14 protein-coding genes are annotated in these 14,791 nt (G+C 40.4%); 3 read left to right on the forward strand and 11 right to left on the reverse strand.

Annotated features, from left to right (window positions below; all coding sequences use genetic code 11):
* The 7 genes from BCU84_RS14400 to BCU84_RS14430 all read right to left on the reverse strand — a co-directional run.
* Window positions 1–380: NapC/NirT family cytochrome c (locus BCU84_RS14400; RefSeq protein WP_198589588.1), on the reverse strand; the 380-nt coding region annotated here is incomplete at its 3' end.
* Between the two features lie 8 nt (window positions 381–388).
* The gene (locus tag BCU84_RS14405) at window positions 389–859 is read right to left on the reverse strand and encodes a nitrate reductase cytochrome c-type subunit (RefSeq protein ID WP_102528768.1); all 471 of its coding nucleotides are present in this window, start codon (window positions 857–859) and stop codon (window positions 389–391) included.
* Window positions 860–870: 11 nt separating this feature from the next.
* Window positions 871–3,360 (reverse strand): nitrate reductase catalytic subunit NapA, encoded by a 2,490-nt coding sequence (gene napA, locus BCU84_RS14410; RefSeq protein ID WP_102528799.1) that lies wholly within the window; start codon window positions 3,358–3,360, stop codon window positions 871–873.
* 2 nt (window positions 3,361–3,362) lie between these two features.
* Window positions 3,363–3,623: a chaperone NapD gene (locus tag BCU84_RS14415; RefSeq protein WP_102528769.1), complete on the reverse strand. Its 261-nt coding sequence runs from the start codon at window positions 3,621–3,623 to the stop codon at window positions 3,363–3,365.
* Between the two features lie 39 nt (window positions 3,624–3,662).
* Entirely contained in the window at window positions 3,663–3,821 is a 159-nt protein-coding gene (locus tag BCU84_RS14420) for a periplasmic nitrate reductase, NapE protein (protein WP_102528770.1), read from the reverse strand.
* A 536-nt stretch (window positions 3,822–4,357) separates the two neighbouring features.
* The gene (locus BCU84_RS14425; RefSeq protein ID WP_102528771.1) at window positions 4,358–5,287 is read right to left on the reverse strand and encodes a class I SAM-dependent methyltransferase; all 930 of its coding nucleotides are present in this window, start codon (window positions 5,285–5,287) and stop codon (window positions 4,358–4,360) included.
* 53 nt (window positions 5,288–5,340) lie between these two features.
* Window positions 5,341–6,507: an AI-2E family transporter gene (locus BCU84_RS14430; RefSeq protein ID WP_102528772.1), complete on the reverse strand. Its 1,167-nt coding sequence runs from the start codon at window positions 6,505–6,507 to the stop codon at window positions 5,341–5,343.
* A gap of 515 nt (window positions 6,508–7,022) precedes the next feature.
* On the opposite strand from BCU84_RS14430, the gene BCU84_RS14435 reads away from it, so the two are divergent.
* Window positions 7,023–7,922 (forward strand): TIGR01777 family oxidoreductase, encoded by a 900-nt coding sequence (locus tag BCU84_RS14435; RefSeq protein ID WP_102528773.1) that lies wholly within the window; start codon window positions 7,023–7,025, stop codon window positions 7,920–7,922.
* 175 nt (window positions 7,923–8,097) lie between these two features.
* Here BCU84_RS14435 and BCU84_RS14440 read toward each other — a convergent pair whose 3' ends face one another.
* The 4 genes from BCU84_RS14440 to BCU84_RS14455 form a co-directional block, all read right to left on the reverse strand.
* Window positions 8,098–8,976 carry a LysR family transcriptional regulator gene (locus tag BCU84_RS14440; protein ID WP_102528774.1) on the reverse strand — a complete coding sequence of 293 codons (879 nt, stop codon included), beginning with the start codon at window positions 8,974–8,976 and terminating at the stop codon, window positions 8,098–8,100.
* Window positions 8,977–9,179: 203 nt separating this feature from the next.
* Window positions 9,180–9,473 carry an antibiotic biosynthesis monooxygenase gene (locus tag BCU84_RS14445; RefSeq protein ID WP_102528775.1) on the reverse strand — a complete coding sequence of 98 codons (294 nt, stop codon included), beginning with the start codon at window positions 9,471–9,473 and terminating at the stop codon, window positions 9,180–9,182.
* Between the two features lie 34 nt (window positions 9,474–9,507).
* Window positions 9,508–11,991: an FtsX-like permease family protein gene (locus BCU84_RS14450; protein WP_102528776.1), complete on the reverse strand. Its 2,484-nt coding sequence runs from the start codon at window positions 11,989–11,991 to the stop codon at window positions 9,508–9,510.
* The gene (locus tag BCU84_RS14455; protein ID WP_102528777.1) at window positions 11,991–12,722 is read right to left on the reverse strand and encodes an ABC transporter ATP-binding protein; all 732 of its coding nucleotides are present in this window, start codon (window positions 12,720–12,722) and stop codon (window positions 11,991–11,993) included. The genes BCU84_RS14450 and BCU84_RS14455 overlap by 1 nt, the downstream gene beginning before the upstream one ends.
* Before the next feature lie 67 nt (window positions 12,723–12,789).
* Between BCU84_RS14455 and BCU84_RS14460 the strand changes: the two genes are divergently transcribed.
* Both BCU84_RS14460 and BCU84_RS14465 read left to right on the forward strand, forming a co-directional pair.
* A complete protein-coding gene (locus BCU84_RS14460) occupies window positions 12,790–13,353 on the forward strand; it encodes an arylesterase (protein ID WP_198589586.1) in 564 nt (187 codons plus the stop codon).
* A gap of 191 nt (window positions 13,354–13,544) precedes the next feature.
* Complete coding sequence (locus BCU84_RS14465; protein WP_102528779.1) at window positions 13,545–14,612, forward strand: DUF3083 family protein; 1,068 nt, start codon at window positions 13,545–13,547, stop codon at window positions 14,610–14,612.
* The last annotated feature ends 179 nt before the right edge of the window (window positions 14,613–14,791 follow it).

The following is a 14,791-nucleotide window of genomic DNA, read 5'->3' on the forward strand; positions in this document are numbered from 1 at the left end:
CGTTTAGCTTCAAACTTTTCACGAGTATTAATGGTGCCAAATACCTTACCCCAAACCTCTTTAGAAGCTTGCATTTTACGGGCAATTTTATCAGTCCAGTTATGGGGAACATGACAATCAGGACACGTAGCGCGCACACCACTTCGGTTAGTGAAATGAATGGTCGTTTTCAACTCTTCGTAAACGTTATTTTCCATCTCATGGCAACCAATACAAAACTGTTCTTGGTTAGTTACTTCTAAGGCAGTGTTAAAGCCCCCCCAGAAAATCACACCAGCAACAAAGCCACCAAGAGTTAGAAAACCTAGACTGTAGTGAACACTTGGACGATTAAGTACCTTCCAAATTAACTTCAGGTTTTCTAGTAATTTTGAAATCATAAACGCTCCTAGTGCTCAGTTGTTGAAGAATGTTTCATTAACTCTTTAACATCAACGAAATCATTTTCGACAAGTATCTTGGCATCTAATTGAGATACATGGCATTGAGTACAGTAATAACGACGCGGCGATAAAGATGCCAAGAAGTTATTTTCTCTATCCATATAATGCGTCACACTCACCATAGGTGCTTGTGAATGCCCAGTACTATTACGCGCATGGCACTGCATACATTTGTTTACTTTCAAATCAATCTGGTAACCATCAATGCGATGCGGAATAACCGGTGGTTGCATTGGATAATTGCGCACCTGTTTTACGTCAGAGTTAATCACCTTTTGCATCGCTGGCGGTGTTGGCTCAACTTCAATTGGTGCTAAACGCAACGTGGCAATTTTTTCTTCAGGTACTGATGCAGCCATCAAACTAAAAGAGAAGCCCAATAACGCAATCATTGATAAAATTTTACCTGCTTTCATGGTCGTTCTCCTTAGGCTTTGACAATCTTAACCGCACACTTTTTAAAGTCAGTTTGTTTCGACAATGGATCTGTCGCATCAAGTGTAACTTTATTAATCAGCTGGCTAGCATCAAACCATGGTACGAAAACCAATCCAACAGGTGGCTTGTTACGTCCTCTAGTTTCAACGCGGGTTTTAATCTCACCACGACGTGAAATGACTTTAATTTCATCACCTCGACGTAAACCACGCTTTTTAGCATCATCTGGATGCATGAAACACACAGCATCAGGGAAGGCTTTATAAAGCTCAGGAACACGTTGAGTCATTGAACCTGAGTGCCAATGTTCTAATACGCGCCCTGTGGATAACCAAATATCAAATTCTTCATCTGGCATTTCAGGCGCTGGCTCATATGGCAAGGCAAAAATCACTGCTTTTCCATCTGGCTTACCGTAGAATTCGAATCCTTTACCGGCTTTAACATAAGGATCAGCACCTTCACGGAAACGCCATTTAGTTTCTTTACCATCAACCACAGGCCAGCGAAGACCATGCTCAGTATGATAGCGATCAAAGTCAGCTAAATCATGACCATGACCACGGCCAAACTCAGCATATTCTTCAAATAATCCTTTTTGAACATAGAAGCCAAAGTGCTTAGCTTCGTTATTCATAAACTTAGGATCAGTGTCACTTAACGGGAATTTCTCTACGTTGCCATTTTGGTAAAGGACTTCAAATAACGTTTTTCCTTTAAATTCAGGGTTAGCATCAAGCACATCTTTTGACCACACTTCGTCAGTCGTAAAACGCTTAGAAAATTCCATCAACTGCCATAAGTCAGACATTGACTCGCCTGGAGCTTGAACCATTTGATGCCAGAACTGAGTACGACGTTCAGCGTTACCGTATGCCCCTTCTTTCTCTACCCACATGGCAGAAGGAAGAATCAAATCACCCGCTTGAGTCGTGACTGTTGGGTATGCATCTGACACCACAATGAAGTTGTCAGGGTTACGGTAGCCCGGTAAGCCTTCTTCATTCATGTTCGCAGCAGCCTGCATATTGTTATTCACTTGCACCCAATAACAGTTTAAATCTCCATCTTTAAGACGTCGATTTTGCTCAACAGCGTGATAGCCCGGTTTAGGTGGGATAATGCCACTTGGAATATTCCAAATATCTTCCGCAAGCTTACGGTGCTTAGGATTAGTCACTACCATATCTGCAGGTAAACGATGTGAGAATGTACCCACTTCACGAGCGGTACCACATGCAGAAGGCTGACCGGTTAACGAGAAAGGACTGTTACCTGGAGTCGAAATCTTACCGACTAACAAGTGAATGTTATAAATCAGGTTGTTACACCACACACCACGTGTGTGCTGATTAAAGCCCATGGTCCAGAATGAAGTGACTTTCTTCTTAGGATCAGCGTATAACTCAGCAAGTTCAATCAGTTTATGCTCTGGCACACCCGATAATTTACTGACACTTTCAACATCGTAATCAGCAACAAACTTTTTGAACTCTTCAAAATCGATTGGGGTTGAATCACCTGCAGTATCAACATTCTTGGCTTTTTTCTGCAGCGGGTGTGAGGCACGTAAACCGTAACCAATATCCGTTTCGCCTTTACGGAAATTAACATGCTTACTGATAAAGTCTTTATCGACTTTGTCATTTTGAATAATGTAATTCGCAATAAAGTTAAGCATTGCTAAATCAGTTTGCGGGGTAAATACAATCGGTAAATCAGCCAAATCAAATGAACGATGTTGGAAGGTCGACAGTACTGCCACTTTTACATGTGGTGCACTTAAACGGCGGTCAGTCACGCGAGTCCAAAGAATGGGATGCATTTCAGCCATGTTTGAGCCCCATAATACAAATGCGTCAGCCGCTTCCATATCATCGTAACAGCCCATTGGCTCATCAATACCAAAGGTACGCATGAACCCACCTACCGCTGATGCCATACAGTGACGCGCATTAGGGTCAATATTATTTGAACCAAAACCCGCCTTCATAAGCTTAACGGCTGCATAACCTTCCCAAACGGTCCATTGGCCCGAACCAAACATACCTACTGCAGTCGGCCCTTTAGCTTTAATGGTCTTTTTCCATTTTTCAGCCATGGTGTCGAACGCCATATCCCAGCTAACTGGGGTAAATTCACCATTTTTGTCGTATTTACCGTCAGTCATACGTAACATAGGGGTTTGCAGGCGATCACGGCCGTACATAATTTTTGAAAGGAAGTAACCTTTGACACAGTTAAGGCCTTTGTTAACTTCACTTTTTGCATCGCCATGAGTAGCAACCACTTTACCGTCTCTGGTGGCTACGATAACTGAACAGCCCGTACCACAAAAACGACAAGGCGCTTTATTCCACTCTAATTTTGTCTGTTCTGAACTCGTAATCAGGTTACTTGCTGTTGCAGGTAATGCCATACCGGCTACGCCAGCTGCTGCTATAGCAGCATTGGCTTTCATAAATTCACGTCTGTTCATACTCATTCTTCACCCTCTTCTAGCTCTTCGCTTTGGTGATAAACCATAGTGGCTGTTAACACACCAGGGATAGCATTTATGGTAGAGATGTCATCCATTAAAGAACGCTGAGTCGGTCCTTCAATCACCACTACAATCTTCATTTCGTTGTTTACTGATAGTTCAGCATTTTCCATCGCCATAATCTTTTCACGCACATCACCCATTTGATCAGGATGGACTTGGACGATTAGGCTGGTTACATGAATTTCTTTTTTGCTCATCAAGAATACTTCTCTTTTATTTTTGTTATTAATTAATGGCTAACCAGCACCCGGTGGGCCTGAAAGGATTTGACTGAACCATATGGTAAAACCGAGTGCACTGACTAATAGTGCCGATAAGATTGGCGCTAAAAAAACCGTCAAGAAGATAAAAATCTTAAATTCCAGGCTTTTTTCGCTTTGCGGATCTGTACTCATGGAGCCTCCAGTAGAGGTTTAGAATAAAAGTGATGTAACTTAGTTGTTACATACTAAGATTTGCGAGAATTTTATCTTTAATCAAAGACTAAACTATATACTCACAAATTGGTAAAACGTATCTTTGTTGATCTAGATCATAAAAACAGATTAAACACTTGCAATACAAAGGTATCTTTTTGACTTATTCAACTAGAACTGATGGAAGGGAAAAGCATTAGCATGCTTACAACAATCACAAAGGTTTGTTCAAATCAGAATATAATACTTAAGTATATATAGTCGCTTCCAGAGAAGTTATCAACTTGTTAAGTTGTAATTTGCTAATATAGGAGAGTAAAAAGAGTTATTTTGAGTGTTTAAAGCTTCAGCGATTTCCATTTACGCAGCTTGAACTCGCTTGCTTTGGTTCAATTGCTTTAGTTCAATTGCTTTGGTTCAAAATTAAACGACAAGTAAACGTATTTTCATAAAAAAGCACAACTGAATATATATTCAATTGTGCTGTTAAATTTCCAGTTTATTGATAATTATAATTACGGATTAACACTATATCGAAGTACTTTTAGCGACTTCTGCTCATCGATATCAGCAAAGACTGGTGGATTTTCAATACGCTCAACAAATGTCAAACTTGGCGCGGTTTCAGCAACCTGTTGCATCAAAAAATCACAACCTAATTCAGGCGCATTCAAACACAGCAGCACCTCACCATCTACAGCAAGTAACTCAGGTAGCCTACGTAAAAGTCTTACATAGTCTTTAGTTGCCACAAAACTGCCTTTTTGATTACTCGGTGGATCGGCAACAATTAAATCATAAGGGCCTAATTTAGTTAGCTTGCCCCATGACCTAAAAATATCATGACCTAAAAATCTGGCTCCTGATTCAAATCCGTTAAGCAAATGATTTTGTTTGCCAATGCTAAGCGCGCCTTTACTCATATCCATGTTAACAACTTCGGTAGCGCCGCCTTGTAAACCAACCACTGAGAATGCGCAAGTATATGCAAAAAGGTTTAATACTTTTTTATCTTTTGCATGCTCCTTAACCCAGCGACGTCCATTCGCCATATCAAGAAAAATACCGTGATTTTGACCACGCAACAGATGCACTAAAAAATCTGCGCCATTTTCTGAAACAATGTGCTTATCAGGCACTTCACCTGCCACAATTTCAGTAACCGTTTTACCTGCATTACGGTATTGGAATACCAAGTTAAAGCTCAATTCACTATGATGTTGTTGCCAAACAGCTGCAATGGCATCAGTCAACATTAAGCGCTCACCTTCAGACAGCTCTTTAAAGCTGGTTAATAACAGTACAGGCTTAAACCAATCCAAACATAGGTGCTCTAAACCTGTAAAACGACCGCCTCGGCCATGGAAAATGCGGCTAAGTTCATCAGTTAATTGTACTTGGGCAAGTGCTTGACCAAGTGGAAATTCATCACTATCAAAATTCATTTTTTACTTTCACAATATTCAATTTTTTAATTAATTTATCGACGATTTGCTGTTTAAGATTTTTCAGCCGTCTTAACAGCTTCTGCTTGTTGCAATTCAGATGAGTCAGAATTTAAATCTATGCCATCAGCTGAGTCGTTTTTATCAGTCTGGCTTTCACTTGCTACATAATCACTTGCTACTGTATCAGTAGACACTTCATCAGAAAGCAAAATAGCAAACCATTTACCGTCTTCACTGGACTCAAGTGCAATTTTGACAACCATGGTTAACGGTACAGATAGCAGCATACCAACAGAGCCTAGTAACCAGCCCCAAAAGATCAACGACAGAAATACCACTAATGTCGATAAACCTAGGCCTCTCCCCATGAATCTCGGTTCGACAGCGTTGCCCATAACCGTATTAGTCCCAAGATATAAAAGTGCAGTTACCCCTGCAGCACCTGGACCCATTTGAATAAACGCTAATAATACCGCCGGAATAGCCGCAATGATTGAGCCGATATTCGGAATATAGTTGAATAAGAAAGCCACTACAGCCCACAACAAAGCGTAATCAACACCAATAATAGATAAGCCAATGCCAATGATAATACCCGTAGCGATACTCACTAACGTTTTTATCACCATGTATTGATTTACAGAATGTAAAAATTTATCGATTTGCTTTAGGCGCATATCTGGATCATCTAACGCAAAATGCAGCTTCTTCGGTAAAGACTGAGCTTCAAATAACATAAAGATAATAGTCAGTATTATTAAGAATAAGTTGGCCATCACATTGCCAACACCAGACAACATATTAGTTGTCATGCTCAACGCCATACCAGGGTCAAAATATTCAAGAACTTTGTCTTTCGAAATATTGATATTCATTGAATTGAGTTTTTCTAACACCCAAGAAAACTGCTCAATTAATTGTTGACGATAGAATGGCATTTGTTGAGAGAACTCGTTTATCGAACTCCCTACCAAACTTGCAAGCCATAGCCCCATCATGACAATAAACATCATCAATAAAATAACAGAAAGCCATTTAGGTACACGATAGCGTGTCATGAATTGAATCGCTGGATTACAGATTACGGCTAAAAATGCAGATAATACAAACGGCACGACAATGGGGCTTGCTGTTTTAATTCCCGCTAAAATCACCACTAAACACGCCATGATAGCGAAACCACGAAACGCCATCGATGAAGAATTGCCGCCACTCATATTTAAACCCTTTGGTATTATTGGAATATCACATAGAAGTGCGCATGTATTTATAAGCTCGATTTAGAAGCATGATGGAAAACACAAGACACTTAATGTTGTTTTAAAATGGATTAAAAGACGTTTGCATTAATCCTGATGATTAAATCGACTATTAAACTAGCACAATAATAATAACTTACGCATTATACTCATAATCATTAGTCTATGAATGACTATATTACGGCTATTTTATTAAATGTGCTTCACAAAGAATAATCACATTACAGCGACTCTTCAGTCGTGAGTTTAACTTAGATTAACTGAACCAATACTAAATACGAAGCCAATGAGGTAGAAATGCGTTTAGTAAACCTTATTACCCTTAGAGGTTTTTAAGTAGAGGTTTATAAGATTTGCATGACAGCTGATCTACTGATGCTTTTATATCGTATCAAACTGTGTAAAAGAGTGGGTTTTATTGATTTTTAGCAACTGAGCTGTAGTTTTAACTGACAATTTAAAGTGGTGAGAATATGAAAATATTAATAACAGGTGCAACTGGGTTTGTCGGTAAACAGCTAGTCGCATTATTAAGCCAACAATCACATCAGCTCACCATTGTGACTCGAAATATCACTCAAGCAACACAGACTTTAGGTGCTGAACATCAGTATTTAGATGACCTCAATCAACTAAAAAACTTAAATGATTTTGATAGCGTGATAAATCTTGCTGGCGAGCCTATTGTAGGTAAAAGATGGAATAACCAACAAAAACAGCAAATTTGCGACAGTCGCTGGAATATCACCGCATTGCTAACTCAGTTAATAAAACAAAGTGACACACCACCAGCAAGCTTTATTAGTGCATCTGCGATTGGTTTTTACGGACGACAAGGTACTATCCCTGTAGATGAAGATAGCCAAGCTCACGATGAATTTAGCCATCAAGTGTGCAGTGAATGGGAGCATCTTGCCTTACAAGCACAATCTGAGAAAACGCGAGTTTGTGTGATCAGAATTGGGATTGTGCTGGGTAAAAATGGCGGCGCATTAGCTAAGATGTTACCGCCATTTAAGTTGGGTTTGGGCGGTCCTATTGGCAAAGGGGTACATGGTGTAAGCTGGATACACATAGACGATTTAACTCAATTAATTTTGCATTTACTGACAACAGATCAAGCCTATGGGGTATTTAATGCAACGGCGCCTAATCCAATAAACCATAAGCAATTCGCCGAATCCATTGGCTCAAGCTTAAACCGTCCTGCCTGCATTCCGACTCCAGTCATTGCACTAAGACTTGCTATGGGTGAAATGGCTGATTTAATTGTAGAAGGTCAATTTGTACTGCCTAAAAGAACATTGGCATCAGGTTTTAACTTTAAATACCCAGATATCTCACCCGCACTAGATTCGATACTTAAAGCTTAAGGTCGATAAACGCTTTAAAGAGTTCACTATAACGCTAAGGCAATCAATGGTTATTAAACCCATTGATTGCGCTTTCCATTACCATACTAATCCAATAACTTTTCGTTTACAGCCTCGTATATCAGAAGCTATACCAAACCATATCAGTATATCAATGTAGAAATATATCAATAACTCACTTGTTCACTAACGCTGTCGTGGTTTCAATAAACCAATCATAACGTTTAGGTAATGGACGAAATTTTTTGCGGATCATAAACAGTGGCTCTTTAACTTGATGAGTTAACTTGGCCACAAAAATACATTCTGGTTGACTAAAACTGTTTACCGCAAACTCTGGTAATACGGTAAATCCAAGCCCTTTTGCAACCGGAAGTAAAATTTGATTTAACTGATTGACATAGCTTGCAATCGGAATGCTACCAGCTTGCTCAGTTTTAAAATTACTGTTGATCAATAACTGTAGGTAATGCTTGGCATCTGGGTGAGAAATCAGCCCCAGTGAGGTGAGTTGTTCAAATGAAATTTCCTTGTCTTTATAAGCCGCAGGCACAATTAAACAAAAGTTATCATCACCTATTGGCGTCACTTCCAACTCAGGATTAGAAACAAACTGAGTCACAATACCAATGTCGATATCGTTATTAAATACTTGCTCAATCACTCTTTTATTCGGCCCAGCTTCTATTGACACAGATAACTCAGGATGCAATATCTGGTAATCGATAAAGTGTGGATACAGCCACAAAGCAAGAGAACCTGAACAACCAAAGCGACATTCCCCTATAAAAGGTGAATCCTGTTGAATATCACTGAGAAACTGCTCTTGTTGTTTTAGCGCTTGCTCGCCATATTGCTGTAGTTGCATGCCAGCATCTGTAAGCTCAAACCTTTTCCCAAAACGTTGAATAAGTTGTACATTTAACTGCTGTTCTAACTTCTGCACATGTTGACTGACACCGGGTTGGGTCATAAACAATTGTTCTGCCGTTTGAGTAAAATGCCCGACTTCAGCAAGTTTAAGGAAGGTCGTTAGCCATTTTTGATTGATCATAAAATCCACTGAGTCACATCTGACAATTCCGCTACTATAACAACAACCCCATATAACAATAAATTATTATAAATTGCATTCTTGATAAATATAGATACAAAAATGCCGTTAAGCTGGCTTAACGGCATTAATTAACGGATGAATATGATGAGTTCAACAAGCTAAATTAATCATCCAAGCTTCTCTAAATCACCGAAACTAATTTATTCACCGAAGCTGTATTTTCTTTTTACCTCGACAACCTCAACGGTATAGGACGCATACCACTTATCTTGGCCTAGTTTCTGCGCAACGCTATGCTTTGAATCCTGATGCCAGCGTTTGATGTCATCTTCTGACTGCCAGTAAGAAATTGCAATTTCTTGCTCCCCTTCTGACACGGCAATAAAATCAATACAGCCATATTGCTCAAATGCTAAATCACGCATAATCGCGACAGTATCAAGATAATGTTGATTTTGCTCGCCCACTTTAGCCTTAAAGATAACCGCAAACATATCCAAATCCTTTAGATGTTAATGGGTTTTATTACTAACCCGCTTTGAGCAATTCACTGCATGACTGATTCAGTAATTGACGACAGCGCCACATGCCTAAAAAAGCCACCACTGCAGCACCAGCTAACGGCGCAATCCCCCACCACGGCCAATGCATATATACCACTAATTCAAACACTTGAGTTTTCAGCATATACAATGCAAATTCAGCCACGATTACCGCTAGGATACCCGCTATTGCACCTAATAAAGCAAACTCTAGCCCAGTCGCTGAGCGTAGCAGCCAACCAGATGCACCAAAGGTTCTAAGCACTGCGAGTTCGCGCTGCCTGGTTGCCATTCCAGCTTCTGTTTGTGCTATCAATACTAATGCACTTGCTAGCAGTACTAGCGCCAGCACCAGTGACAAGGATAGTGAAACTTGCTCAATAATTTGTCGTAACTGTCCTACCATAGCACCAACATCAATCACAGATATTGTTGGGAATTGTTGGATGAGTTGTAGCACCACACCATTGGCAGTCAAATCACTCCCCGCTTGCTTTAAATCTTGATCATTTAAATGGAAGCTGGCCATCGAAGTATACGAAAATGGTTCCAAAGCTTTAGGCTTAAAAATCATGAAAAAGTTAGGTTGCAGGGTTTCCCACTGCACTTGTCTAAAGCTTGTTACCTTAACGCTTACACTTTGATTATCGATGCTAAACGTCATCGTATCGTTGAGTGATAACCCTAAACGCTCAGCCACTTCAGCTTCAACCGAGACTTCATCATCCGCCTGATTAAAAGTCCCTTGGGTAATTTCATTATTCGGCGGCAGTGTTTCTCTGTACGTAAGGTTTAGCTCTCTTGAAATACCCACTCGGCCTTCTGCGCCATCTTTCTCTTCTCGACGAGAAATCAACTCTTCATCATTAATGTGAGTTAATCGGCCTCGGATCACGGGATAAATATCAGTTGCGATAATCTTGTTACTATCAAGAAAATCATCCAATGGTTTGGTATCTTCTGGGGCAATATTGACCAAGAAATAATTTGGCGCATCTTCAGGTAGTTGCTTTTGCCACTCATTCAATAAGTCTTGTCTAAGTGCAAGAATCGTCAATAACAACACTAAGGCACTACTAAAACCAACCAGTTGCACCGCATTTTGTCTCGCTCGGCGACGAAGTCCTGCCAAGGCTAGCTGAAATGGATTGGTGGTTTTCATGCCGACGCTATGACCTAAACGGATCATGGCAAAGCCTAAAATACTCAGTAATACACCCAGTAATAACACAGCCAGTACAACGGTCATGGTTAACGCGATACTGCGTGAATACAAATAGCCTAACAACGCCATTGCGCCAAGGCTTAACAATAAGTGTAACCACATGCCGAACTGTAGCCCTTCAAGCTGTCGCTGCAATACTCGTAAAGGTGGAATAGCCAGCAAACGCATTAAAGGATACGCAGAGAACATAAAGGCGCTGATTAAACCTGTGCTGACACCTAAGAGTAATGGTCTTGAATAAGGTGGTGAATAGGCTGCTATTTCAGCAGGTAAAAATTGGTTAATACCTATATCCAGTAGCAAGCCACCGATTAGACCTAATACAATACCCAATACTGTGACTAACATTAAGTGAATGCCAAACAAGGTGCGAATTTGTTTTGAAGATGCGCCAAAGGTTTTGAGCATTGCCACAACATCATAATGTCGTTGGCAATAACGCTGCGCAGCAATACCTATCGCAGCACACGCTAAGGCAATACCCAGTAAACTGGCTAATAATAAAAATCGTTCTGCACGTTTCACCGCTGAGGCAATTGGTGAATCACCTGACTGCACATCAGTCCAACGTTGGCTGTTATTTAATAGCGGCTTAGCTTGAGTTTCAAATTCAGTTAACGCAGCAGCTTCACCTGCGAATTGATAGACGTAACTTACCCGGCTACCTGGTTGAATAATTCCAGTCGCATCGACATCATCTAAACGCATTAATAACACTGGCGATGAAGCAAACGGGTTAAAGCCAGCATCAGGTAATCGACTAATCTCAGCAGATAAATTTAATTCAGTATTACCTAACTCCAAGGTTGTTGGATAACCTAATAACCCACCTAGTCTGTTTTCATACCATGCTTCACCTGTTAGTGGTAATGCTTGTGTAATGCCAGATGATAATTCGATTTCACCACGTAGTGGATAGCCATCACCCACGGCTTTTATTGTCACTAATTGAAAATTATCACCCGAATAAACCATCGAGTTAAATTTCATATTGGTCACATGCTTAATATCAAGTGACTCTGCGAGTATCAGTACTTGCTCATCTAGCGGCGCAGGGGAATCAATGATTCTATCTGCCGCAATAAAATTGGCCGCCTCACCGTTAATTGCCACTTGTAAGCGCTCGCTCACTCTCGCAAGCCCACTGACCGATAACACAGCTAAAGTGATAGCAAGTACAATCAGTAATAACTGACCCTGCATCAATTCGCGCTTAAATAAACGCCACGCTAATTGTAATTCCATTAACACGCCTCCTCTGAGACGTTTTGCTCTTCACTGACAGCAGGCTCAGATAAGTGGCCATTTTCCATCACTAACTGTCTTTTGCAGCGTTTGGCCAGCTCTAAATCATGCGTCACTAATACCAATGTAGTATCGCTTTCTTGGTTCAAAGCAAACAACATATCGGCAATTTTATCGCCGTTGGCACTATCAAGGTTACCAGTCGGCTCATCAGCAAATAGCACTTTGGGCTCGCAAATAAAGGCACGTGCAATAGCAACACGTTGCTGCTCACCACCAGATAATTGCTTAGGTAAATGGGTTAAGCGATGTGATAACCCCACACGTTCAAGCATGATTTCAGCTTTCTCTCGAGCATTCACGACACCTGCAAGTTCAGCTGGTAACATGACATTTTCCAGCGCGGTTAAGGTATCAACTAACATGAAAGACTGAAAAATAAAGCTGACTTTTTGTTTTCTCAGCGCCGCTTTTTGTTCTTCATTAAGCCCAGACAGGGCTTGACCATCCAGTAATATCTCACCAGAGGTTGGTGTATCGAGCGCAGCTAACAAACCCAGTAACGTTGACTTGCCAGAACCTGACGGGCCAAGAATAGCAATACTGTCGCCCTGCTTGACATCCATATTAATGCCATTGAGGATAGTAAGCTCTCCCTCTTGGGTCACTACAGTTTTATTGAGGTTAGTAACATTAATGGCACTTGAATTATTTGCAAAATTAGTCGACATACGATCCTTCTTATATTTACCGGCTAAACGCCTGCTTACTGCGGCATTTTTGTTTGTAGCATCTACAATGTTTGTTTCCACTTCTAGCTATGCTGCCACGATTTTGATCTTAGGTGATAGTCTAAGTGCAGGTTATGGCATGTCAGAAGAGCAAGGTTGGGTACAATTGTTACGTGATAAGCACCCTGAACATGACATTATCAATGGCTCAGTCAGCGGTGAAACTACCGCAGGTGGATTGCGTAGACTCCCGAATTTACTGGCTTCAACCCAATTTGACCTAGTCGTAGTTGAGCTGGGTGGCAATGATGGTCTTCGTGGTTTTCCGCCTAACAAACTGAAATCAAATCTTACAAAAATCATTAGCTTGTCTCAAGACAGTGGCGCTGATGTATTACTGACTGAAATTATGGTGCCACCTAATTACGGTCCAAGATACACTAAAATGTTCAACGATGTTTACCATCAACTTGCTGATGACTTTGACATTGCATTAGTGCCTTTCTTTATGTTGGACATTGCACCAAACCCTGACTTAATGCAACGAGATGGTATTCATCCAAATGTCGAGGCTCAACCACAAATTACGCAATGGATGGCACCGTGGATCATAGATGCGTTAAAAAAGTAATCAAGGTTAAAATATTTCACTAGAAATGAGCAAAAAAGCGCAAATAGTAATTTTATTTTAAGGTTTTAAGATTAAACTAAACAAAATGGATTTGTTTAAAACGTTTCAATAATACCAATGATATGAAGAACAAGACTGAATTGTTCTTTTCGAGTTTTAATTGGTACACCCTATGGCTAAAAGGAAAAATTATGTCCGTCAGTCGTCAAAAGAAAGTGTATTTACCGACAGCTACACGTAAAAACCAGTACATCACAGTTGGATTTACGTTAACCGATGATTTATTAGGGTCATACAGTGACTTAGATAATTGCTATCAAGAGTTTAGTAAGCTGGTTTTCCAAGTTGCAGATAAACTAGAACTCTACAATGTTCATGTTATCGCGACTGATAAGCTACCGATGGTACGTTTCCATAGTGAAGCTTATTGTTTATCTACAGAAGAACAACTGCGCTTTTTCTACAACCCTGCTCATCATGAAGCCAATCGTTTACACACGCTTCCAGGGTATCGAGCGAAGAAGTTAAAAGTCGTTTTTCTGGCTACTGGTAATGAACTGCGTAGTAATTCAGCAGAGTTTCATGCCAAGGTTCAAAATTTCTTAGCTGAAATAAAGCCGTTACTCCCCAATAAAGAAGTACCGACAAAAATTCGTGATCATCAGCATATTTCTTATGACTTTTTCGCAAAAGCAAAAGGACTTAAAGAAACCTATGGTTACAAGTTACGTGCCGTAGATAGTCGCTATAAGCGCCGTGAATGTAACTTACCTGAATCGGTCAGTGCACTTAACTATGTCACTGTTAGCTTACCGATGGGCCGTCGTATTAAGAAGCAATTAGCTGCTGAAAATGCTACCTCATTTGGAGAGAAGTATCAGCGGGTTGCAGATCACTTTATTAAAGCCACCAGTGACAACAAATTACACCGAGTTGCAATGGTTGCGAATGGAAAAGTGCCGTTAGTCCGTAACAGTAAATATGAGCAATTAAACAGTACTGCTGAATTTCAGATGGTAGGGTTTGACCCAAGCGACGCAGCTCCAGCACCTATTTGCCACTGGGACGATACTAAATTAGCTGAAGCCATTCGCTTTGTGATTGTTGCAGCCAAAGACGATCGATATGATGAAGGCTATGGCCGCTTTATGAATCAAGTTCAGGATGCTGTGCGTCAATTCACCAGCCAATTTGATATTGATAAAGAACATATTGATGTCATTGTTCGCTTTCACCAGCACTTAAGTTACAAAGCCTAAACCAGTACTTTAATATACTAATTTTACGAAGTTTCTACCGCACAATTAGTTAGTACTCAATCAACGACAGCTTAGGCTGTCGTTTTTTTTCTCTGAAAAATATCTCCCTTATAACCAAAAACGCATGTTAATCAAATGTGGCCAGATCTCACATTGATTAACAAATAACAAACAAGGCA

This window comes from Shewanella sp. 10N.286.51.B7 (genome assembly GCF_002873615.1).
Classification (GTDB): Bacteria; Pseudomonadota; Gammaproteobacteria; order Enterobacterales; family Shewanellaceae; genus Shewanella; species Shewanella electrodiphila.